This window comes from Bradyrhizobium sp. WBOS08 (genome assembly GCF_024585125.1).
Taxonomy (GTDB): Bacteria; Pseudomonadota; Alphaproteobacteria; order Rhizobiales; family Xanthobacteraceae; genus Bradyrhizobium; species Bradyrhizobium japonicum_B.
Map to the genome: position 1 here is coordinate 2041129 of NZ_CP028988.1, position 21710 is coordinate 2062838.

Annotated in this window: 18 protein-coding genes and 1 pseudogene; 9 read left to right on the forward strand and 10 right to left on the reverse strand. The window is 64.5% G+C overall.

Annotated features, from left to right (window positions below):
• Positions 1–99 precede the first annotated feature (99 nt).
• The 3 genes from DCM80_RS09895 to DCM80_RS09905 all read right to left on the reverse strand — a co-directional run bounded on the left by DCM80_RS09895 (position 100) and on the right by DCM80_RS09905 (position 3505).
• A complete protein-coding gene (locus DCM80_RS09895; RefSeq protein ID WP_257196791.1) occupies positions 100–1059 on the reverse strand; it encodes an MBL fold metallo-hydrolase in 960 nt (319 codons plus the stop codon).
• 173 nt (positions 1060–1232) lie between these two features.
• Positions 1233–2057 (reverse strand): type I methionyl aminopeptidase, encoded by an 825-nt coding sequence (gene map / locus DCM80_RS09900; protein ID WP_257196792.1) that lies wholly within the window; start codon positions 2055–2057, stop codon positions 1233–1235.
• Positions 2058–2188: 131 nt separating this feature from the next.
• Positions 2189–3505 (reverse strand): mechanosensitive ion channel family protein, encoded by a 1317-nt coding sequence (locus tag DCM80_RS09905; protein WP_257196793.1) that lies wholly within the window; start codon positions 3503–3505, stop codon positions 2189–2191.
• A gap of 207 nt (positions 3506–3712) precedes the next feature.
• Here DCM80_RS09905 and DCM80_RS09910 point away from each other — a divergent pair, with 207 nt between their 5' ends.
• Entirely contained in the window at positions 3713–5506 is a 1794-nt protein-coding gene (locus DCM80_RS09910) for a potassium/proton antiporter (RefSeq protein WP_257196794.1), read from the forward strand.
• 241 nt (positions 5507–5747) lie between these two features.
• Here the strand turns inward: DCM80_RS09910 and modC are convergent, their stop codons facing one another.
• The 4 genes from modC to mepA form a co-directional block, all read right to left on the reverse strand.
• Positions 5748–6410: a molybdenum ABC transporter ATP-binding protein gene (gene modC, locus DCM80_RS09915; protein ID WP_257196795.1), complete on the reverse strand. Its 663-nt coding sequence runs from the start codon at positions 6408–6410 to the stop codon at positions 5748–5750.
• Between the two features lie 2 nt (positions 6411–6412).
• Positions 6413–7108 carry a molybdate ABC transporter permease subunit gene (gene modB, locus DCM80_RS09920; RefSeq protein WP_257196796.1) on the reverse strand — a complete coding sequence of 232 codons (696 nt, stop codon included), beginning with the start codon at positions 7106–7108 and terminating at the stop codon, positions 6413–6415.
• A gap of 13 nt (positions 7109–7121) precedes the next feature.
• Complete coding sequence (gene modA / locus DCM80_RS09925) at positions 7122–7937, reverse strand: molybdate ABC transporter substrate-binding protein (RefSeq protein WP_257196797.1); 816 nt, start codon at positions 7935–7937, stop codon at positions 7122–7124.
• A 196-nt stretch (positions 7938–8133) separates the two neighbouring features.
• Positions 8134–9078 carry a penicillin-insensitive murein endopeptidase gene (mepA, locus tag DCM80_RS09930; protein ID WP_257196798.1) on the reverse strand — a complete coding sequence of 315 codons (945 nt, stop codon included), beginning with the start codon at positions 9076–9078 and terminating at the stop codon, positions 8134–8136.
• 462 nt (positions 9079–9540) lie between these two features.
• Between mepA and DCM80_RS09935 the strand changes: the two genes are divergently transcribed.
• The 4 genes from DCM80_RS09935 (at position 9541) to DCM80_RS09950 (ending at position 13761) form a co-directional block, all read left to right on the forward strand.
• Complete coding sequence (locus DCM80_RS09935) at positions 9541–11703, forward strand: EAL domain-containing protein (RefSeq protein ID WP_257196799.1); 2163 nt, start codon at positions 9541–9543, stop codon at positions 11701–11703.
• A 79-nt stretch (positions 11704–11782) separates the two neighbouring features.
• Entirely contained in the window at positions 11783–12505 is a 723-nt protein-coding gene (locus DCM80_RS09940) for an RDD family protein (RefSeq protein ID WP_257196800.1), read from the forward strand.
• 113 nt (positions 12506–12618) lie between these two features.
• Positions 12619–12909, forward strand: coding sequence for a hypothetical protein (locus tag DCM80_RS09945; RefSeq protein WP_257198131.1), 291 nt, complete (start codon positions 12619–12621; stop codon positions 12907–12909).
• 270 nt (positions 12910–13179) lie between these two features.
• Positions 13180–13761: a DUF1349 domain-containing protein gene (locus DCM80_RS09950; protein WP_257196801.1), complete on the forward strand. Its 582-nt coding sequence runs from the start codon at positions 13180–13182 to the stop codon at positions 13759–13761.
• Between the two features lie 69 nt (positions 13762–13830).
• On the opposite strand, the gene DCM80_RS09955 is transcribed toward DCM80_RS09950, so the two are convergent.
• Positions 13831–15051 (reverse strand): MFS transporter, encoded by a 1221-nt coding sequence (locus DCM80_RS09955; RefSeq protein ID WP_257196802.1) that lies wholly within the window; start codon positions 15049–15051, stop codon positions 13831–13833.
• A 193-nt stretch (positions 15052–15244) separates the two neighbouring features.
• On the opposite strand from DCM80_RS09955, the gene DCM80_RS09960 reads away from it, so the two are divergent.
• The 3 genes from DCM80_RS09960 (at position 15245) to DCM80_RS09970 (ending at position 18256) form a co-directional block, all read left to right on the forward strand.
• Positions 15245–16546 carry a serine hydrolase gene (locus DCM80_RS09960; RefSeq protein ID WP_257196803.1) on the forward strand — a complete coding sequence of 434 codons (1302 nt, stop codon included), beginning with the start codon at positions 15245–15247 and terminating at the stop codon, positions 16544–16546.
• A gap of 145 nt (positions 16547–16691) precedes the next feature.
• Positions 16692–17654: a tetratricopeptide repeat protein gene (locus tag DCM80_RS09965; protein ID WP_257196804.1), complete on the forward strand. Its 963-nt coding sequence runs from the start codon at positions 16692–16694 to the stop codon at positions 17652–17654.
• A gap of 191 nt (positions 17655–17845) precedes the next feature.
• On the forward strand, positions 17846–18256 hold the full coding sequence (locus tag DCM80_RS09970; protein WP_257196805.1) for an SRPBCC family protein: 411 nt from the start codon (positions 17846–17848) through the stop codon (positions 18254–18256).
• Between the two features lie 205 nt (positions 18257–18461).
• Here the strand turns inward: DCM80_RS09970 and DCM80_RS09975 are convergent.
• Positions 18462–18650: pseudogene (locus DCM80_RS09975) on the reverse strand (elongation factor 4); the annotation flags it as partial.
• Between the two features lie 96 nt (positions 18651–18746).
• Between DCM80_RS09975 and DCM80_RS09980 the strand changes: the two are divergent.
• Positions 18747–19835, forward strand: coding sequence for a GTP pyrophosphokinase family protein (locus tag DCM80_RS09980; RefSeq protein ID WP_257196806.1), 1089 nt, complete (start codon positions 18747–18749; stop codon positions 19833–19835).
• A 2-nt stretch (positions 19836–19837) separates the two neighbouring features.
• Here DCM80_RS09980 and lepA read toward each other — a convergent pair whose 3' ends face one another.
• Complete coding sequence (lepA, locus tag DCM80_RS09985; RefSeq protein ID WP_257196807.1) at positions 19838–21649, reverse strand: translation elongation factor 4; 1812 nt, start codon at positions 21647–21649, stop codon at positions 19838–19840.
• Positions 21650–21710: the final 61 nt, after the last annotated feature.

A 21710-nucleotide genomic window follows, 5' to 3' on the forward strand; every position in this document is an offset into this window, starting at 1 on the left:
CGGTTTTTGCAACTCTGAAGTGTTGGGGGATGACCCGGCAATGGCAAAGAAAAAAGGCGCCGCGCGAACACGGCGCCTCATTCAGGGCGTGCGGCGCGATCAGGCCTTGACGGCGGCGAAGGCGTAGCCGTTGCCGTCCTTGGTCAGCGTGCCGACGTTCGGAAAGCCGAAATGATAGCCGGCGATCATGCCCTTTTCCGCGATCACGCGATCGAAGAAGGCGCGCCGCGTGGCTTCCGCCTTCGGTCCGTCGCTGTCGAAGCCGGAGAACCAGCCGGGATTCCTGACGAACAGCTGGTGGATGCCGGTGACGTCGCTCTGGATGAAGAGCTGCTGCCCGCCGGAGGCCACCAGGAAGGACATGTGGCCGATCGTGTGACCCGGCGTGGCGATGGCCTTGACGCCGGGCGCCAGGTCGGCGCCGTCGCCATACTGCTTGATGTTCTTCCAGGTCGGGAAGGTGGCCTGAATCCGCTTGACATGGGCGCGGTTGGCTTCGGGCACCTTCTCCACCAGGGCCGCATCGGTCCAGAACTTGTACTCGACTTCGGGCATCATGATTTCCGCGTTCGGAAACACCTGCGCGTTGGTTTCCTTCACCCACAAGCCCGAAATGTGATCGGGATGGAAATGCGAGATCACCACCGTCGACACCGTCGCCGGATCGAGGCCGGCCGCCTTCATGTTGCCGGCGAGCTTGCCGACGCTGGCGGGACCGTTGCCGCCGAAACCGGTGTCGAACAGGATGACCTTGCCGCCGGTCCGGATCGCGGTGACCGTGAAGGGATTGTCGATCTTGTCGGGTCCGATGCCGGCTGCGGTCAGCGCCTTCTTGACGTCGTCGAGCCCGGCATTCTTGACAATGCCGTCGGTCACCGGCCGTTCGATCGAACCCTCATGCAGGCTGAACATGTCGATGTCACCGACCTTGTAGGTAAGGCTCTCGGCGGCGCGCTGGGCCGAGGCGGCACCGATGAAGGACACGGGCCCCTGGAGACCGAAGACCAGCGCTGCCCCCGTGCTACCGAGGACCAGATCGCGACGTGAAACCTCGAACATTATGGTGCTCCCTTTGAGTGAATCCTCGGAAGGCGCTTTACACCGGTTGAAAGCGCCCGCGATGGTTCGACACCGGGATGCGTTGCCTATTCCCTGGCGATGGTCACGCGGGGAACGGCAAGATGACGCAGGCTGTTGCTGTATTGAGAGCGATTTGCAACAAGGGTTGCAGCTTACGCTGCCGCGATCTGCTTCTCGCCGTGCCGCTCCGACAGCGTGAAGATCTCGACGCCGGTGGCGGTGACGCCGACGGAGTGCTCGAACTGCGCCGACAGCGAGCGGTCGCGGGTGACGGCGGTCCAGCCGTCGGAGAGGATCTTCACGTGCGGCTTGCCGAGATTGATCATCGGCTCGATGGTGAAGAACATGCCGGGCTTGAGCTGCACGCCTTCGCCCGGACGGCCGATATGGATGATGTTCGGCTCGTCGTGGAACATGCGGCCGAGGCCATGGCCGCAGAAGTCGCGCACCACGCTCATGCCCTGTGGCTCGACGAAGCTCTGGATGGCGTGACCGATGTCGCCGGTGGTGGCGCCGGGCTTCACCGCGGCAATGCCGCGCATCATCGCCTCATACGTCACCTCGATCAGCCGCTCCGCCTTGCGGGCGATCGGGCCGACCGCGTACATCCGGCTGGAATCGCCGTACCAGCCGTCGACGATGAACGTGACGTCGATGTTGACGATGTCGCCTTCCTTCAGCGGACGGTCGCCGGGCATGCCGTGGCAGACCACGTGGTTGAGCGAGGTGCAGGTCGAATAGCGATAGCCGCGATACATCAGCGTCGCCGGATAGGCGCCGTGGCTGAAGGCGAACTCGCGGACGAACTGGTCGATGCGCTCGGTCGGCACGCCGGGCCCGACGATGTCGGTGAGCTCGTCCAGGCACTTGGCCACCAGCGCGCCCGCCTTGCGCATGCCGGCAAAGGCGGCCGGCCCGTGCAGCTTGATCTGTCCGGTCTTGCGCAGCGAGGTATCGGTGGCTTCGACGTAGCTCATGCTTGTGCAGTCTTCCTTGGGCGGTCCGGCTGATCGCGATTATCGGCGGAAAGGCTTGATTTCAGGCCCCAATTTAATGATTGCGGGCCTTCATGCAAGCTGGAGGGTGCCGACCGGGCGGCGAAAGCGACCTAATTCGGGACTTCTACGGTGGTTTCCACGGGGAGGGCGCCGCCGCGGATGCGGATTTCGCGGACCGGATAGGGAACTCGGATGCCCTCCTGCTTGAAGGCGTCCCACAGCGCCAGCATCACGTCGCTCTTGACGGTGTCCATGCCGTCGGGGTCCGCGAGCCAAAGGGTGAGCGAGAACTTCATGCCGGCCTCCGCGAACTCGGTCAGAATGCAGTTCGGCGGCTTGCCCTTCTGCGCCCGGGGATGAGCGGCGGCGGTCTCGGCGGCGAGCTTGCAGACGAGCCGCGGGTCGGCGTCGTAATTGGTGCCGAAGGCGATCTTCACCAGCGTGTTCTTGTCGGTATAGGTCCAGTTGACGACCTTCTGCGTCACCAGATCCTCGTTCGGCACCAGGAACTCGCGGCCGTCGCCGGCGGCGACGGAAATATAGCGCGTCTTCATCGCGCTGATGCGGCCGGTATTGTCGCCGATGGTGACGAGATCGCCGGGCTTCACCGACTTGTCGGCGAGCAGGATGATGCCGGAGATGAAATTGGCGACGATCTTCTGCAGGCCGATACCGATGCCGACGCCGACCGCGCCGGAGAACACCGCGAGCGCGGACAGGTCGATGCCGACCGCGCCGAGCGCGATGACGATGGCGACGGCCAGGAGCCCGATGCGGATGATCTTGACCAGCAGCACCTGCACCGACGGCGTCAGGTCGGTGGTGGCGTTGATCCGGCTCTCGGCGAAATTGCTGGCGATGTTGGTGGCCCAGAGCGCGATGAGGAGGAGCGCGCCGGCCTTGATCGCCAGCAACGGGGTCAGCCGGAGGCCGCCGAGCACGATCGCGTAGGCATCGAGCAGCTCGACGGTCGCATCGAACTGCCCGAGGATGGACAGTGCGGCGACGAACCACGCCGTGATCGACACCAGCTTGACGATGAAGGCATTGCGCAGCACCGAGGTCAGGAGCCGGATCGCGAGCCAGGCGAAACCAAGCTTGGCCGCGACCATCAGGAGATAGGAGCGGCTTGGCCAGGTCGCGTGATACATCACCACGCGCGAGACGATCACGAGCAGCGTGAATACCGCCGTCGAGGCGCTGGCGACCATGACCCGCACGAAATGCCTGAGCGGCAGCGGCCAGCGCAGCGCCAGCGAGGTCAGGTCGACCCGGCTGCGAATGGCGGCCTCCGCCGCATAGGCGATGCCGGCGGCGGCCAGAATGAGGCCGAATTGCAGGTAGAACCAGGGCGAGGAGATCTCCGCCCCGACGCTGCGCGCGGTGGTCTGCACGAACTCCATGAAGTCCTTGAGGTCCATGTCCATCGGTCTCGTCGGCAAGCGGGGAGGATATTGATTCGAGGGAGCCGCAGAATCCCACAAAGGGCGCGGCCGGGCCACCGATACACCGGCATGTGATGGACGTTAAGGCCGTAAAAGACGGGCAGATTGCCGCGAGATGCGAAAATGGGTTGGCGCGTGAGTCTGCCGACGATAAGGATGCCATTCCAGCTGTTTTAACCCGGAAGGTGGATGGCCTCCCTCGACTCCGTCAGCCTCGCCATATTGCTCGGCGCCGTCCTCGTCATGGCCGGTATCCTGTCGAGCCTGCTTGCGCTCCGCTTCGGTGCGCCCTTGCTGCTGGTCTTCCTTGCGGTCGGCATGCTCGCCGGCGATTCCGGTCCCGGCCAGCTCCAGTTCGACGACGTCCGCACCACCTATCTGGTCGGCTCGGTGGCGCTGGCCCTGATCCTGTTCGATGGTGGCCTCAGGACGCGCTTTGCCAGCATCCGCACCGTGCTTGCGCCGTCCGTGGTGCTCGCGACCGCCGGCGTGCTGCTGACCGCGTTGATCACGGCGCCTTTCGCCAAATTCGCGCTCGATCTCAACTGGACGGAATCGCTGCTGGTCGGCGCCGTGGTGGCCTCGACCGATGCCGCGGCCGTGTTCCTGCTGGTGCACACCCAGGGCCTGCGGCTGCGCCCGCGCGTCGGCGCGACGCTGGAGGCGGAATCCGGCACCAACGACCCCTTCGCGATCTTCCTCACGCTCATGCTGGTCGAGTACATCTCGGTCGGCTCGAGCTCGCCCGGCCACGTGCTGACGGAGTTCGTTCAGGAGGCCGTGCTGGGCGCCATCGTCGGCTTCATCGGCGGACGCCTCGTCGTCATCGCGCTCAACCAGGTGGCACTGCCGCAGGGCCTGCACGCGCCCTTCGTGACCACGGCCGCGCTGGTGATCTTCGGCGCCTCCCAGATCATGCACGCCTCCGGCTTCCTCGCCGTCTATCTCGCCGGCATCATCATCGGCAACCGGCCGACGCGCGCGCATAACCACGTCGTGGCCTTCCTCGATGCCGCGACCTGGCTGGCGCAGATCGTGATGTTCGTGCTGCTCGGCCTGCTGGTCTCGCCGAGCAGGCTGGGTGACAGCATCGTGCCGGCGGTCGCCGTCGCGTTCGTGCTGATGCTGGTGGCGCGGCCGATCGCGGTGTTCGCCTGCCTGGCGCCATTCCGCTTCAACTGGCGCGAAAAGATCTTCATCGCCTGGACCGGCCTGCGCGGTGCGGTCGCGATCTTCCTGGCCTCGATCCCGATGCTGGTCGGCCTGTCCAAGGCCTATCTCTATTTCGACGTCGCCTTCGTCGTCGTCATCATCTCGCTCTTGCTGCAGGGCTGGACCCTTGCACCGGCCGCGCGAAAACTGCACGTGGCGCTGCCGCGCGCCGAGCGCGGCCCGCGCCGTGTCGAATTGGATCTGCCCGGCCAGCTCGAGCAGCAGCTGGTCGGCTATCCGGTGCGCCCCAAGAGCCTGTATTTCCGCCGCGGCCTGATCCCGTCCTGGTCCAAGCCGACGCTGGTGATCCGCAACGAGAACATCCTGACGCCGCTGGAGGCCGACCCGATCGCGCCCGGCGACTACATCTATCTGCTGGCGCCGCCGGAAAAGGCCGAATCGCTCGACCGCTTCTTCGTCGACATGCAGCCGAGCTCGGCGCCGGATCCGCATCTGCTCGGCGACTTCATGGTCTCCGGTGAGCATACGCTCGCCGAGCTCGCCGAGATCTACGGCGTGACGGTGAGCGAGGAAGCGCGCAAGCTCACGCTCGCGGATTTTTTCGACATCCATCTCGACCACGCGCCGAAAGAGGGCGCCGAGCTGCCGCTGGACGAGATCGTGCTGGTCGCGCGCAGCATCTCCGGCGGCCGCGTCAGCGTCGTCGGCCTGCGCCTGCCGGAAGAAGACGAGACGCCCCCGCCGCTGACCCGCGCGCAGGCGCTGCGGAAGAAGCTCTCGGATATGTGGGCCTCGGTGGCCGGGGTTTGAGCTGCCGTAGCGTGGGCAAAGCGAAGCGTGCCCACGCATTTTTGCGATCGAGAGAGTTGGTGGGCACGGCGCAAGGGCGCCTTTGCCCACCCTGCGATGGCTACGCTCGCAATGATTCGTGTCCCGGACGCGCCGCAACGCGCAAGCGTTGCTGCGCAGAGCCGGGACCCATGGCGCGGCGTGGGCCCCGGCTCTGCGACGCATCACTGCGTGCTGCGTCGCGTCCGGGGCACGAAACGCCTCACGCCAGCACCTTCACCCCGCCGACACTCGTCACCCGGCCCTGTTTCAGCATCACGATCTGCGTCGCGAGCTGGCGCAGCTCGGCGGCGTCGTGGCTGACATAGACCATCGGCACGTTGGCCTCGTCGCGCAGCCGCACCAGGTAGGGCAGGATCTCGAGCTTGCGGCCCTCGTCGAGCGCGCCGAGCGGCTCGTCGAGCAGCAAGAGGCGTGGCCGTGACAGCAGCGCGCGTCCGAGCGCGACGCGCTGGCGCTCGCCGCCGGAGAGTTTTCCGGGACGACGATCGAGCAGGGCGCCGATGTCGAGCAGGTCGATGATGCGCCTGTGTTGGGCGGGATCGGGCGCAAGGCCGTTCATGCGGCGGCCGTAGTCGAGATTCTGCGCGACGTCGAGATGCGGGAACAGCCGCGCGTCCTGAAACACGTAGCCGATGCGGCGGCGATACGTCGGCACGTGGATTCCGGCCGCGATGTCGTCGACGGTTTCGCCGTCGATCACGATGGTGCCGCGGTCGGGCCGCAACAATCCTGCGATCATGTTGACCAGCGAGGTCTTGCCGGCGCCCGACGCGCCGAACAGGCCGATGACGCGGCCTTCGCTGGTGAAGGACGCCTGAAGCGAGAACTCGCCGAGCTTCTTCTCGACATCGACCCGCAGCATGGTCAATTCCCGTGCAGTCGCGCGGTGGCGCGGCGGGCGAACCATTCGGCCGATATCAGCGCGCCCAGCGCCAGTGCGATCGAGACGATCACCAGCCGTCCCGCCGCGGCGTCGCCGTCCGGCGTCTGGATCAGCGAGTAGATCGCCGAGGAAATCGTCTGGGTCTCGCCGGGAATGTTGGAGACGAAGGTGATGGTGGCGCCGAACTCGCCGATCGCCTTGGCGAAGCCGAGCACCATGCCGGCGAGCACGCCGGGCAGCGCCAGCGGCAGCGTCACGGTGAAGAACACTTTCCAGGGCGCGGCGCCGAGCGTCTCGGCGGCCTGCTCCAGCCGGCGGTCGATCGCCTCGATCGACAGCCGCATCGGGCGCACCAGCAGCGGAAACGCCATCACGCCGCAGGCGAGCGCCGCGCCGGTCCAGCGGAACGAGAACACGATCCCGAGATGGTCGGCGAGGAAGCCGCCGACGAGGCCGCGCCGGCCGAAGCTGAGGAGCAGCAGATAGCCGGTGACGACAGGCGGCAGCACCAGCGGCAGATGCACCACGGCATCCAGCACCGACTTGCCCCAGAAATCCCTGCGCGCGAGCAGCCATGCCAGCGCGATGCCGAACGGCGTCGCGACCAGCGTGGCGATGATCGCGACCCTGAGCGAGAGCAGGATCGCGGTCCATTCGGCGGGAGAGATCTCGAACATCGAGTGCTGAATATCAGATTGTCGGGCTGACCAGGAACTTGAAGCCGTATTTTTCCAGGATGGACTTGGCCACCGAGGAGCGCAGGAAGGCGAGATAGTCGCCGGTGCCGGCCTTCGCGATCGTGGTCGCGGCGACCGGATAGATGATCGCGGGATGCGAGTCCGCCGGGAAGGTGCCGACGATCTTGACGCCGGGCTCGACCTTGGCGTCGGTGGCATAGACGATGCCGAGATTGGCCTCGCCGCGCGCCACCAGCGTCAGCGCGGCGCGCACGCTCTCGGCCATCGCGAATTTCGCTTCGGCTGCCTGCCAGGTGCCGAGCTTCTCGAGCGCCGCCTTGGCATATTTGCCTGCGGGCACCGACTTGACGTCGCCGGTCGCGACCCGGCCGTCGCCGGCGAGCTTGGCGAGGTCGAAGCCCCTGGCAATCGCGACGTTGTCGATCCTGGAATCCTTCGGCGCGATCAGCACGAGGCTGTTGCCGAGCAGATTGACCCTGGATGGCTCATTGATGGTCTTCCTGGCGATCGCGTAATCCATCCAGTCGGTGTCGGCCGAGACGAACACGTCCGCCGGCGCGCCCTGCTCGATTTGGCGGGCGAGCACCGAGCTCGCGGCATAGCTGACCGAGAACTTGACGCCGGTCCTGGCGGTGTAGGCGGCATCGACCTCGTCGAGCGCGTTCTTCATCGACGCGGCGGCGAACACGGTGATGGTCTTGTCCTCGGCTGCGGCCGGCGAGAGGGGGGCGGCGGCAAGGATCACGAAGGCAAGGATCACGAAGGCAAGGATCACGAAGGCAGTGAGTAGTCCGGACAGACGAAACATGGATGCGCTCCGTGCGAGCTCGCGCGCGCAGGCGGCGCACGCAAATCTGGCGTTGATTGGGTCAGATGCGACGGGCGGACGCGCCGTTCCACGGCTCCACTTTGGCTTACGGCCAGCGTGGGATATCGCAGCAGCGAAGATAGCAGGCCAGGTCGGAAGGTCAAACCGGGCGCGGTGGGCGAGGGGACAGCGTATCCTACGGCTTCGCATCGCCTGCGTTCAGCACCGCCTTGCAGGCCGCGGGCATCTGCGCCAGCGTCATCGGCGGCTTCGGCTTTGGCGGCTCCGGCGGCGGCTTGGGGTGCAGCACGGCGTCGGAGAACCAATAGGCGAGATCGGCGGGCTTGCAGCCTTCGTCCTCGGCCTGCGACGGCTGGCCCTCGCACTCGCCGGCGCCGGCCGGGCAGCGCATGCGGATGTGGAAATGGTAGTCGTGGCCCCACCAGGGCCGGATCTTCGACAGCCAGGCGCGGTCGCCCTTGGCCTCGCGGCACAGCGCCTTCTTGATCGCGGCGTTGACGAAGATGCGCTGCACCGCCGGCTCCCGCGCCGCATCGCGCAGCACCAGCACATGGCCCGGCGTGAACACTTTCGGATCGATGTCGAGCCGGTCCTGGCGCACCATCATCACCGCCGACATGTCTTCGCGCTCCTCGCGCGAGAGCCGGCGGTCCGGCATCGGCGTCAGCCAGATGTCGGCGTCGAGACCGATCTGGTGGCTGGCATGGCCCGACAGCGCCGGGCCGCCGCGCGGCTGCGCGATATCGCCGACCAGGATGCCCGGCCATCGCGCGTCCTTGTGCGCCTTGGCCGCGAGCCGCTTGATCAGCGCGATCATCTCGGGATGGCCATAGCTGCGGTTGCGCGACAGCCGCATCACCTGCCAGTGATCGCCGTTGACCGGCATCTGCTCCGCGCCGCCGATGCAGCCCTTGGTGTAGGAGCCGATGACATGGGCGGGCCCCTTCGACGGCAGCAGCTTGCGCGCGAACAGCTCCTTGGCGGCCAGATCCGGGTCATTCGGATTGGCGAGCGGCGGCAGCGGCTTCGGATTCACGCTGCCCTTGTCCTGGGCCAGCGCGCCGCCGGCGGCCAGGGGGACGAACCAGAGCAGGAGGAGGATGATGCCGCGGCGACTCATGCAGATGTCCTTATAGCCCAATGCTGCATCAGGGGTAAGAATGAGGCTGGAGCCGGCCGCCGGCTCGGCGCTGCCCGTTAAATCGCGTGCCAGGCCGCGTTTCTTAAGGCGGCAATAACCGTATCCTGCATTGACCAAAATACGTGCGCGGCGCGAGGAAAATCCGCGGCTCGCATGCAATCGCGCCTGATTTCGGAACTGATACAAGCGCGCGCGCAATTTTGCATCAGGCCGACCAACGATTGCGGCTCCAGACACAATGTGACGGCGCCATGCCGCCATGGCCACGCCGCGCAAACAGGCAGCAAGGTCCGCCTCGCGCGGACCGCGGCCGGGCAAGATTACTTTTTTTTCAGACACTTGCCCCAAGACTTTTTCATTCAGGACTTGCGCGGGCGGGCGCAACGGGAACGAGTGAAGTTGGGTTTGAAGTCTCGAAAAGCAAAAAAGCGAAGGCAAGGCTTGCCTGCCCGGGCCGGCCGCTCGCCGCGCAAGCCGCGCTTCGCATGCGCAGCGCGACCCCTGTCCGAACGCGACGAAGTCCTGCGCAGCCGCGCCGAGGCGGAAGCCGCGATCGCGGACGCGCGCAAATCGCATGAGCGGCTGCGCCAGGCCATCGACATCCTGCCGCAGGGCATCGTGTTCCTCGATGCCGAAGGCCGCTACGTCCTCTGGAACAAGAAATACGCCGAGATCTACAGCAAGACCGCCGATCTGTTCGAGGAAGGCGCACGCCTCGAAGACACGCTGCGCATCGGCGTTGCCCGCGGCGATTACCCGGAGGCCGTGGGCCAGGAGGACGAGTGGATCGCCGAGCGGCTGCAAAAACTCTATCAGCCCGGCGCGCGCCACGAGCAGATGCTGTCGGACGGCCGCGTCATCCTGATCGACGAGCGCTTGACCGATGACGGCGGCGTGGTCGGCCTGCGCGTCGACATCACCGAGCTGAAGCAGCGCGAAGCCTCGTTCCGCCTGCTGTTCGACGGCAATCCCGTCCCGATGATCGTCTGCGCGCTGGACGACGAGCGCATCCTCGGCGTCAACGATGCCGCGGTCGCGCATTACGGTTACAGCCGCGCCGAGTTCGAGCGGCTGAAGATCCGCTCCTTGCAGGCCTTCGACAGCGAGCCGCCCTGGACCGCCGACCGTTCCAGCGAGGAGCAGGCCGGCCGCACCTGGAAGCACGTCAAGGCCGACGGCGCGCTGATCGACCTTGCGATCTATTTCCGCGAATTGACCTATGCCGATCGGCCCGCGGTGCTGCTGGCGCTGATGGACATCACCGAACGCAAGCGCGCCGAGGCGCGGCTCGCCTTCATGGCCCAGCATGACTCCCTGACCGGCCTGCCCAACCGAACCCTGCTGCGCCAGCAGACCGACGAGATGCTGCTGCACACGCGGCGCAGCCCCGAGAAGGTCGCGCTGCTGATGCTGGGGCTCGACAATTTCAAGGCGGTCAACGACACGCTCGGACACGCGGTCGGCGACAAGCTGCTGCGCGGCGTCGCCAAGCGGCTGCGCTCGACCTTGCGCGAGGAAGACGCGCTGGCGCGGCTCAACTCGGACGAGTTCGCGATCGTGCAGAGCGGCCTGATGCGGCCCGAGGACGCGGTCGGGCTGGCAAAGCGCCTGCTCGAGGCCATCGCCGATCCCTATCTGCTCGACGGTCATTCCGTGGTGATCGGCGCCTCGATCGGCATCGCGATGGCGCCGGGCGATGGCGACGATTCCGAGAAGCTGCTCAAGAGCGCCGACATGGCGCTGTCGCGCGCCAAGCAGGACGCGCGCGGCAGCTTCGCCTTCTTCGAGGCCGCTTTGGATGCGAAAGCGCAGAGCCGCCGCAAGATCGAGGTCGAGCTGCGCGACGCGATCCAGAACGACGTGCTGCGTCCGTATTATCAGCCGCTGATCGACCTCCAGAGCGGCCGCATCACCGGCTTCGAAGCGCTGGTGCGCTGGCCGCATGCCGAGCGCGGCATGGTCTCGCCCGCCGAGTTCATTCCGGTCGCCGAGGACACCGGCCTGATCAATCCGCTCGGCGGGCTGATGCTGCGCCGGGCCTGCCTCGATGCCGCGGCTTGGCCGGACGACGTCCGCGTCGCCGTCAATCTGTCGCCGCTCCAGTTCCGCAGCGGCAATCTGCTCTCGATGGTCACGGAGGCGCTCAAGGGGTCAGGCCTGCCGCCGCGGCGGCTCGAGCTCGAGATCACCGAGACGCTGCTCCTGGAGAAGAGCGCGCAGGTGCTGGCGACGCTGCATGCCTTGCGCGCGCTGGGGGTGCGGATCTCGATGGACGATTTCGGCACCGGCTATTCCAGCCTCAGTTACTTGCGCAGCTTTCCGTTCGACAAGATCAAGATCGATCAGTCCTTCGTTCGCGATCTCGGCGCCAACCGCGAGGCGCAGGCCATCATCCGCTCCATCGTCAGTCTCGGCAAAGGCCTGGGCGTCACCATCACCGCCGAAGGCGTCGAGACCGAAGCCGAGCTGAGCTGCCTGCGCGCGGAAGGCTGCCACGAAGGCCAGGGCTTTCTGTTCAGCAAGGCCAGGCCCAATATCGAGATCGTCAGCCTGCTCGCCGCACAGCGCGGCATCGACGGCGACGAGGATGCGCTGGTGGCGTGACGAGCCTTGGTGTGCAATCAAGTCTGCCACGCGCTCCGCCTTTCACGACGAGTTCCAACGAACGTAACGGCTTTTTCCCATGACCTCCGATGCACCTCCGCCGGCCGGACCGGCCTATGCCCGCTTCTCGCGGCGGTTCAGGGCCGTTCTGGTCGACTGGATGCTGGCGACGGCACTGTTGTTCGGAGCCTTGACGATCGCCAGCCATGTCGCGAGCGATGCGCTCGGCCGCGGTCTCGGTATCGCGGTGGTCGTCATTCTCCTGCTCTATGAGCCGGTGTTGGTCTGGCGCATCGGCGGCACGCTCGGACATATCTGGACCAATTTGCGCGTCGTCGACGATCGCGGCGGCAATCCGAGCTTCGCCAAGGCTCTTGCGCGCTTTGCCATCAAGAGCATCTTGGGCTGGTATTCGTTCGTGGTCATCGCTGCCACGCGCCGCAACCAGACGGTTCACGATCTGGTCACGCATTCGACCGTCCAGATCCGCGATCCCGCCAAGGCGAAGCCCGGCCAGTTCATCACCGAGCGGCGTCAGGATGATCCAACTATGCCCTCGCGGTTACGGCGCACGCTCGTGACGGTGGTCTATGTTGCGCTCAGCCTCTTCCTCTATATCGGCGTGCTCGCGGCCCTGGTCCGGTCCGGCGTGCTGTCGCGCGCGTGCCTCTACCAGGACATTTGCAACGGAAGCGACCGCATCGCCGATACCGCCGCGGCCGTGGTCCTGCTCCTGATGATTGCCCTGGTCATCGTCATGGGCTGGCGGGGCCGGCTGCTCGGTGCTCGCAAGGCAGCCTGACGCTGCGAAGGCGTGTCGTTGTCTGCGTGTCGGAATGTAGGGAACACGCTGCTCACTCCGTCAACCTGTCCCCGCTTGGAGGTTTCGGCGCGTCCCGGGAGATGCGAAGCAACGTGGCGTGGTCGAGACAGGCCGTGATCATTGCGCAGACGCTGCACGGGCCGCGGCACCAGGCGGCCGAGGCATCCGCCTCGGCAATTCCCTCCGGCAGCTACATGAAGGTCCTGATGGAGCCTCGCTGCCAAGGTGTCGAGACCGAAGCCGAGCTGAGCTGCCCGCGCGCGGAAGGCTGCCACGAAGGCCAGGGCTTTCTGTTCAGCAAGGCCCGGCCCAATATCGAGATCGTCAGCCTGCTGGCGGCGCAACGCGGCATCGGCGGCGATGACGCCGCGCTGGTGGCGTGAGCGGCGGTCGCCGTCTGGCGATGCCGATGTAACCGGACGCGCCGCTCTCTCCATCGTCTCGACACGAGGCCGAAACTCGAAGTCCGACCAAGGGGCGGACTCATGACGCCGGCTTGCTGACGCAAAGCCTTCGACAATGGCGGACCTGAGGTCGGCCAGCCGCGTTGGGCTCCAGGAGAAGGTGTCCCACCCATGTGCCGAGTACAAAATTCTTTTTCTGCGCGCTTGGTTGTTGGACAGGGGGCGTCCGGTTCAGAGGGAGCACGACGAATGTTTGGTAAGTCTGACGGCACTTGGTTGAACGAGCCGAAAGCATGGTCCGAAAAGGAAAACCTCCTTGAACTGGTAACGGACCAGGCCACTGACTTCTGGCGCGAGACACATTACGGCTTTGTCCGCGATAGCGGACATTTCCTCGGTTTTGAGACGGGAGATGCGTTCACGGCCGAACTTCGCATCCGAGCTGATTTCAAGGCGCTCTACGATCAAGCGGGCCTGATGGTGCGTATAGACGAACGTCGCTGGCTCAAGGCGGGGATCGAGTTTTCGGACGGACGCGCCATGCTGTCGAGCGTGCTGACTGCGGGGCAATCGGACTGGGCAACAGCCCACTATGAGCACGACGCCAGTGACTTCCGATTGCGTGTCACGGTTGCGCATGGTGTTCTTCGTTTGCAGGCCTCGACCGATGGAAAGGTGTGGCCTCTCATGCGGCTCGCGCCATTCGCGGAGAGTTCCTCCTATCTCGTTGGCCCTATGGCCTGCACGCCGGAGCGGTCGGGATTAGCGGTCGCCTTTTCCGATTTTCGGCTGGTGCCGCCGCTTGGCAAGGAGCTTCATGATCTTGAATGAGGAGCACGAGCGAAAGCGAGTTGACGTCCGCTAGCCAGGGCAAATTGGCGATGTCCTCGCTCGTCGAAATCAGGCCGCGGCGCGGCCGAGGGCGAGCGAAGGCCCGCGCCTGGTCGGGAAGCTCAGCGCCACCGCGACGGCGGCCAGCCCGATCGCGAACGAGCCGGCGTGCAGCCAGGTGTATTGCTGGAAGCTGTCGAACACGAGCCCGCCGGCCCAGGGTCCGAGCGCCATGCCGAGGCTGGCGAAGGCCGACACCGCGCCGAACACCGTGCCCATGATGCGGGCGCCGAAGAACTCGCGGACCAGCACGGCATAGAGCGGCATCACCCCGCCATAGGCGAGGCCGAACACGACCGACAGCGCGTAGAATTCGCCGAGCTGCGCCACAGCAAGATAGGTCGCGATGCAGATCGCCTGCACCAGGAGCCCGCCGACCAGCACCGGCTTGGCACCGATGCGATCGGCCAGCGCGCCCAGCAGCAGGCGGCCGCCGAGGCCCGAGACGCCGGCGACGCTGTAGACCGTCACCGCCGTGAGCGGAGCGATGCCGCAGACCATCGCGTACGAAACCATGTGGAAGATCGGGCCGGAATGCGCCGCGCAGCAGGCGAAGTGCGCCGCCGCGAGCGCGATGAATTGCGGCGTGCGCAACGCCTGCGCCGCGGTCAGCTCGACCTCCGGCGCCGCGTCTGCGCTCGCGTCGACCCCCGCCGCCGGCGCCGGACGCACCAGGAAGCAGGCGGGGATCAGCAGCGCCCAGGCTGCACAGCCGATCACCAGCATGGCGGTGCGCCAGTCATAGGTCGTGATGAGCCAGCTCGCGGCCGGCGCGATCGTCACCGGCGACACGCCCATGCCGGCGGAGACGAGCGCTACAGCAAGGCTGCGGTTCTTCTCGATCCAGGCGCTCGCCAGCGCCATCATCGGCGCATAGAAGCTGCCCGCGGCAATGCCGATCAACACGCCGAAGCAGAGCTGGAACTGCCATAGGCTGGTCGCCTGACTCGCGGTGACGAGGCCGAGCCCCAGCAACAGGCTTCCCGCGAGCACCACGATGCGGGTGCCGAACCGGTCCGACAGCGCGCCCCACAGGAACGCGGCAAATCCCATGAAGAGGAAATCCAGCGTCGCCGCCGCCGATACCCCGGCGCGCGACCAGCCCATGGCGTCCGAGATCGGCTGCAGGAACACCGCCAGCGACAGCATCGTGCCGAACCCGACACACGTCATCAGCGCGCCTGCGGCGACAACGACCCAGCCATAGTCGAAGCGTGACGGCTTGCTCATGCGTTTCCTCGGCGCTGTTGCTCTTGTTGATGCTGCGCGTGGAGGGATGGTGGCCCATCCGCTTCCGGAGAGCAAGGCGCGCTGGGCGCACGGCTGACACCGCCTGCCCGTCATGATAGCGTGCCGCTCGCCACCGGCCTGCTTTGTTGTTCTCACTAACGCACCCGCAAGAACGCGTGAGGAGGCAAGTCCAATGACATGGGAAGCGCTCTGCAGGCCGCGCAATTGCCGCGGGCTTGTCTTGTCTGCGATGCTCGCGGCCGCGGTTGCGGCATCTCCAGCCTGCGCAGACGACGGCCGCAGCTCCGCCCGCGAGCCGGGGCCGGTGTTTTCGGATAGCGGCCCGGATGCCGAGCTCTACGGCGCGGCTGAGGGCTATCCGATCGGCACACGCGGGGGCGCCCCCCAGCTTGACAGGCTGGTCGGGGCCTACAGTCATTTCGACGAGCTCTATCGCTCGCGCCCTGTTCGCAGCGCAACGGCGACCTGGTCATTCAAGCGCGCGCCGGAGCCGCCGATTGCCTATAGCTTCGATAACCAGCGGCTGAGCATCGCGGATTACCTCAAGCGCAACCCGGTGACGGGACTTCTGATCGCCCGGGACGACACCATCCTGTTCGAGCACTATCAATATGCACGGACCGACCGCCACCGCTTTGTCTCGCAGTCCATGGCGAAGACGCTGGTGGCCATGCTGGTCGGGATCGCGGTCTCGGAGGGGCGGATCAAGTCCATCGACGACCTCGCCTCGACCTACGTTCCCGGCCTTGCGGGAACGGAATATGGAAACACATCCATCCGTGCCCTGCTGAACATGTCTTCAGGCGTCGCGTTCTCGGAAGTCTATGACGGCAAGGACGACATCGCCCGGCTCGGGCGGGCCCTGTTCGTCGACGAACCGAAGGACCCCGCCGCAATCGTCGCGCAATTCAATACCCGAACCGCACCGCCGGGGACCAGTTGGCACTATGCCAGCGTTGAAACGGAAATCCTCGGCCTGGTCCTGCGCGCCGCGACGGGCACGCCGGTTGCCGACTATCTCCACGACCGGATCTGGGATCCCATCGGCACCGAAGCGGATGCCTCGTGGGCGATCGACGGCAGCGGGCAGGAGATTGCGTTCTGCTGCTTCAACGCAACCTTGCGCGACTATGCGCGCCTCGCCCGCCTGCTCGCGCATGACGGCGCCTGGGAAGGTCGTCAATTGATCCCCCGGCAATGGCTGCTCGATGCCACGACGGTCAGGCCAGAGGATGGTCATCTCGCGCCGCGCGTTGCCACGCCCTTTCTCGGTTACGGCTATCAGGTGTGGCTCCTCCCCGGCGAGCCGCGCAGATTCGCCCTGCTCGGCATCCGCGGCCAAATCATCCTGGTCGATCCCGCCTCCAAGCTCGTCATGGTGCACACCGCCGTTCGCAAGAAGCCGACCGAGCCCGGTGGCCTCAGGGAGCCGCTGGCGCTGTGGTCTGCCGTGCTTCAGCAGCTCGGGCACTGATGAATTGCCGATGCCTGCCAATGGCATACAGCCGCGCCCGGCGCGGTCCGTCGCGTCGGAAAGCCGCGGCTGCATTGAACCTGTCCGGCTTCCGGGAGCACCAACGGCGCGTAGGTCCCTGATGTCAGCGACGAGGGAAGGCGCGATGAAGGCTCTGAAAGCATCCATCTGTGTTGCAGTCACGGCGCTCGCCTTGAGCCTGTCCTTCGGCGCGCCATCCCATGCCGAGGAGGACGAGGCGGGCACGCTGACCCGGCAGATGAAGCAGCTTTATCGGGCCGGGAAGTACATGGAAGCGCTGCCTCTGGCCCAGAAGTCGCTGGCTCTGCGCGAGAAGGAGTTCGGCCCTGATGATGCGCATGTCGCGATGCCGCTGAACGACCTCGGCACGATCCACTACAATCTCGGCCAATACGCCGTTGCCGAACCGCTGTACAAGCGCGCGCTGGTGATCCGGGAGAAGACGCTCGGTCCGAACCATGCCGAAGTCGCAATGGTGCTGAACAATCTCGGCGATCTCTATCGCGCGGAAGAGCGTTACGCGGAAGCGGAGCCGCTGCTCAAGCGCTCGATCGCCATCAGCGAGAAGACGGTCGGCCCCAATGATGCGTCGATCGTGCTGGCGTTGAGCAACCTCGGCGCGGTCTACAGCAATCAGGGCCGGTACGATCAGGCTATACCGCTGTTCAAGCGAGGCCTCGCCGTGCTGCAGAAGGCGCTCGGCCCCGACGATCCCGAAGCCACGGTGCTGATGAACAATCTGGCCGACGCCTATATCAATCGCCATCGCTATGCCGATGCCGAGCGCCTGCTGAAGCGGTCGATGGCGGTGACCGAGAAGGCGTTCGGCCCGGATCATCCCGACATCGCGCAGGCACAGAACAATCTGGCTGCACTCTATGGGCGTCAGGGCCGTAACGCGGAGGCCGAGCGCCTGTACAAGCGGTCGGTGGCCACTTTCGAGAAAACCCTCGGCCCCAACCATCCGGATCTCGCCGGCGTTCTGGAAAACCTCGCCAGTCTCTACAAGTATCAAGGCCGCTATGCCGATGCCCAGCAGGTCCTGAAACGGTCGATAGCCATCCGAGCGAAGACAAGGCCGATCTGAACCAGGATGGTAGGGCGTTTGCCCACATCACGTTCTCCAACTTTTTTGGCACATTGACGCCGAACCATGTCGGCATGGGCCGGTCTCGATCGTCCTTGGGTCGACACGTCGCGGACGTGCTGGAATGGACCCGGCACATGTGACGAGATTCCGTCAACTCGAGCCGTCAAAGTCGCATTGGAGCAATGCCCATGAGGATCACCGTCGAAACCAGCGTAGCTGCCCCGATCGATCAGGTCTGGCAGGCCTATACGACGCCAGCCGACATCGTGAAGTGGAATACGGCGTCCGACGACTGGCACACGACCAGGGCGACGGTTGACCTGCGGGAAGGCGGCGCCTTCTCGTCCCGGATGGAGGCCAAGGACGGCAGCATGGGCTTCGACTTCGCCGGCACCTACACTGGGATCGTCGAGCACAAGCGGATCGAATATGCGTTCGGCGATCGCAAGGCCGAGGTCGAGTTCGTGCCGGGCGCGAAGGGCGTCGTCGTCCGCATCGTCTTCGATGGCGAGACGACGCACTCGGAGGAGCAGCAGCGGAGCGGTTGGCAGGCGATCCTCGACAATTTCGCACGGTACGTCGAGGCGAAGAAGGCGTGATCGATCAGGCTGCGGACGGGAACGCCCGCATCACACACCCTGCGATGCTGCCGCCATTCCTCTGTTTTGCCCGACGGAGCAAACCGGATTCGTAAAATCGAAAAGGCGCAATGCCGCCAAGGGGGCGGCTACTGTGCATGAGGTTGTTTTCGCAATTTTTGTTGGCTGACCCCGAACAGGGGGCGACCGTGCCGAGAGCCTCGCCTCAGCTGTCCACCTTCAGCGCCGCAATGAAGGCTTCCTGCGGGATGTCGACCTTGCCGAACTGCCGCATCTTCTTCTTGCCTTCCTTCTGCTTCTCCAGAAGTTTGCGCTTACGCGTGATGTCGCCGCCGTAGCACTTCGCGGTGACGTCCTTGCGTAGCGCGCGCACCGTCTCGCGGGAGATCATCTTTGCAAGCGCCTATAAGGTATTGAAACTACCAATAGTTGAATGTAACGTCGAAGCATTGTTTCATTGCAAAATTGCTTGGCGCTATTGGGAGGATGCATGGACAGCGAGACTCTACTCTTGCCTCCTGAGATCGGCCTTTCGTCCGAGGGACAATCCCAGTTATTTGAGACGAAGAAAAATGAATTCAAAGAGTATTTTGCGGGCAACTCGCAACTTTTCGTTGCCGCGGAAAAGGCCTTCCGCAATTTGATCGCGCAGTTGACCGATACGGAAGATTTTGAGCAGCCGAAAGTAACTTCGCGGATCAAGGATCGCGATGAGTGCATAAAAAAATTCAGTCTCAAGTACAGGAATGAGGCTGAGAAGAAAGATGACTATCACATCAAAGACTACATAACGGACCAAATTGGTGTCCGTGTGATCTGTCTTTATGAGACAGACATACCGAAGATCGAACACATAGTTCGGAATAACTTTGATATTGTTTCGGTGACTGACAAAACCCAGGTGCTTCTGAGTGATGTCCGGTCCTTTGGATACAAGGGACTTCACTTCGACATCAAATTGAAGCGTGATCGCCTGGCTCTTCCTGAGTATTCACGGTTCGATGGGGTATGTGTCGAGCTTCAGCTCAGGTCCATCGTACAAGATGCTTGGAGTGAAGTTGAGCACAAGCTCCGATACAAAAAGCAGTCTCCTCCGTCATTGCAGAGAAGGATTATTCGTCTTGCCGCTCTGTTTGAACTGGCTGATCAAGAATTCTCCGCGCTCAACGCCGAAACGGAAGTGGCGTTAATCGAGGCAACCGCTCGAGAGGATGCCGGTGTTCCGGTCTTACAGGACGCAGCGCTGGATGCCTTCTCTTTCCTTGCCATGATGAAAAAATTCCATCCAAAATATCGCTTTGACGACGAAGCAATAGACGGCTTCGTGGACGAAATTAAGAGCATGGATAAGAGCTTCTCGCTCGGGAGTCTTAAGGAAGCAATTTCAAAATACCGCAATCATGTTTGGGACTTTAAGCAGGACCAGCGAAAGAAGGACATAAATATCAATCCGTTCACTGAGATACGCCACGTTCTATATGCCTACGATAAAAAGAAGTTCGAGGATATGTTGTATCCTCAACAGCGCGAAACCTTCGTTCATTGGCTGGCGCACAACAACATAAAAATCTGGAACTAGCCTCAGCTGTCGACCTTCAGCGCCGCAATGAAGGCTTCCTGCGGGATGTCGACCTTGCCGAACTGCCGCATCTTCTTCTTGCCTTCCTTCTGCTTCTCCAGAAGTTTGCGCTTACGCGTGATGTCGCCGCCGTAGCATTTCGCGGTGACGTCCTTGCGCAGCGCTCGCACCGTTTCGCGGGCGATCACCTTGCCGCCGATCGCCGCCTGGATCGGGATCTGGAACATGTGCGGCGGGATCAGCTCCTTCATCTTCTCGACCATGGCGCGGCCGCGGCCTTCGGCGCGGGTGCGGTGGACCAGCATCGAGAGCGCGTCGACCGGCTCGGCGTTGACCAGTATCTGCATCTTGACGAGGTCGGCCGGCTTGTAGTCGGTGAGGTGATAGTCGAACGAGGCGTAGCCCTTGGACACCGACTTCAGGCGGTCGTAGAAGTCGAACACCACTTCGTTCAGCGGCAGATCGTATTTCACCATGGCGCGGGAGCCGACGTAAGTCAGCTCCTTCTGCGAACCGCGGCGGTCCTGGCACAGCTTCAGCACGCTGCCGAGATATTCGTCGGGCGTCATGATCGTCGCCTCGATCCAGGGCTCCTGGATCTCCGCGATCTTGACCACGTCGGGCATGTCGACGGGATTGTGGATCTCGAGCTCGCTGCCGTCGGTGAGCTTCATCTTGTAGATGACGCTCGGCGCGGTCGCGATCAGGTTGAGGTCGAACTCGCGCGACAGCCGCTCCTGGATGATCTCGAGGTGAAGCAGCCCGAGGAAGCCGCAGCGGAAGCCGAAGCCGAGGGCGGCCGAGGTCTCCATCTCGAAGGAGAAGCTGGCGTCGTTGAGCCGCAGCTTGCCCATGGCGGCGCGCAGCGTCTCGAAGTCGTCGGCATCGACCGGGAACAGGCCGCAGAACACCACGGGGATCGCCGGCTTGAAGCCCGGCAGCATTTCCGTGACAGGCTTCCTGTCGTCGGTGATGGTGTCGCCGACGCGGGTGTCGGCGACTTCCTTGATCGCGGCGGTGATGAAGCCGATCTCGCCGGGGCCGAGCTCGTCGACCTGCTGCATCTTCGGCGTGAAGAAGCCGACGCGCTCGACGTCGTAGGCGGCGCCCGTGCCCATCATGCGCACGCGCTGGCCCTTCTTCATCGTGCCGTCGACGACGCGGATCAGAACGACGACGCCGAGATAGACGTCGTACCAGCTGTCGACCAGCAGCGCCTTCAGCGTCGCGTCGCGGTCGCCCTTCGGCGGCGGCAGGCGGGTGACGATCGCCTCCAGCACGTCGGGGACGCCGAGGCCGGTCTTGGCCGAGATCATCACCGCGTCGGAGGCGTCGATGCCGATGACGTCCTCGATCTGCTGCTTGACCTTCTCGGGCTCGGCGGCAGGAAGGTCGACCTTGTTCAGGACCGGGACGATCTCGTGATTGTTGTCGAGCGCTTGGTAGACATTGGCAAGCGTCTGCGCCTCGACGCCCTGGCTGGCGTCGACCACGAGCAGGGAACCTTCGCACGCCGCCAGCGACCGCGACACCTCGTAGGCGAAGTCGACATGGCCGGGCGTGTCCATCAGGTTGAAGATGTAGTCCTTGCCGTCCTTGGCGCGGTATTGCAGACGCACCGTCTGCGCCTTGATGGTGATGCCGCGCTCGCGCTCGATGTCCATGGAATCGAGCACCTGCTCCTTGCCCGCCATTTCGCGGTCGGAGAGGCCGCCGGTCATCTGGATCAGGCGGTCGGCCAGCGTCGATTTGCCATGGTCGATATGGGCGACGATGGAGAAGTTGCGGATGTTGGAAATGGGGACGGTCGTCATGGGCGCGGGATACCACTCACATCCCCCTGCGGCAACCTTATTGCTGTAATTTCAGGGCCTT

What these genes read in the sequence shown, in the direction of transcription:
- DCM80_RS09960 (WP_257196803.1), top strand. Translation starts at nt 15,245, where the DNA reads ATGACATGGGAAGCGCTCTGCAGGCCGCGCAATTGCCGCGGGCTTGTC.
- DCM80_RS09895 (WP_257196791.1), bottom strand. Translation starts at nt 1,059, where the DNA reads ATGTTCGAGGTTTCACGTCGCGATCTGGTCCTCGGTAGCACGGGGGCA.
- modC (WP_257196795.1), bottom strand. Translation starts at nt 6,410, where the DNA reads ATGCTGCGGGTCGATGTCGAGAAGAAGCTCGGCGAGTTCTCGCTTCAG.
- DCM80_RS09965 (WP_257196804.1), top strand. Translation starts at nt 16,692, where the DNA reads ATGAAGGCTCTGAAAGCATCCATCTGTGTTGCAGTCACGGCGCTCGCC.
- mepA (WP_257196798.1), bottom strand. Translation starts at nt 9,078, where the DNA reads ATGAGTCGCCGCGGCATCATCCTCCTCCTGCTCTGGTTCGTCCCCCTG.
- lepA (WP_257196807.1), bottom strand. Translation starts at nt 21,649, where the DNA reads ATGACGACCGTCCCCATTTCCAACATCCGCAACTTCTCCATCGTCGCC.
- DCM80_RS09940 (WP_257196800.1), top strand. Translation starts at nt 11,783, where the DNA reads ATGACCTCCGATGCACCTCCGCCGGCCGGACCGGCCTATGCCCGCTTC.
- DCM80_RS09955 (WP_257196802.1), bottom strand. Translation starts at nt 15,051, where the DNA reads ATGAGCAAGCCGTCACGCTTCGACTATGGCTGGGTCGTTGTCGCCGCA.
- DCM80_RS09970 (WP_257196805.1), top strand. Translation starts at nt 17,846, where the DNA reads ATGAGGATCACCGTCGAAACCAGCGTAGCTGCCCCGATCGATCAGGTC.
- DCM80_RS09905 (WP_257196793.1), bottom strand. Translation starts at nt 3,505, where the DNA reads ATGGACATGGACCTCAAGGACTTCATGGAGTTCGTGCAGACCACCGCG.
- DCM80_RS09980 (WP_257196806.1), top strand. Translation starts at nt 18,747, where the DNA reads ATGGACAGCGAGACTCTACTCTTGCCTCCTGAGATCGGCCTTTCGTCC.
- DCM80_RS09950 (WP_257196801.1), top strand. Translation starts at nt 13,180, where the DNA reads ATGTTTGGTAAGTCTGACGGCACTTGGTTGAACGAGCCGAAAGCATGG.
- DCM80_RS09910 (WP_257196794.1), top strand. Translation starts at nt 3,713, where the DNA reads ATGGCCTCCCTCGACTCCGTCAGCCTCGCCATATTGCTCGGCGCCGTC.
- map (WP_257196792.1), bottom strand. Translation starts at nt 2,057, where the DNA reads ATGAGCTACGTCGAAGCCACCGATACCTCGCTGCGCAAGACCGGACAG.
- modA (WP_257196797.1), bottom strand. Translation starts at nt 7,937, where the DNA reads ATGTTTCGTCTGTCCGGACTACTCACTGCCTTCGTGATCCTTGCCTTC.
- modB (WP_257196796.1), bottom strand. Translation starts at nt 7,108, where the DNA reads ATGTTCGAGATCTCTCCCGCCGAATGGACCGCGATCCTGCTCTCGCTC.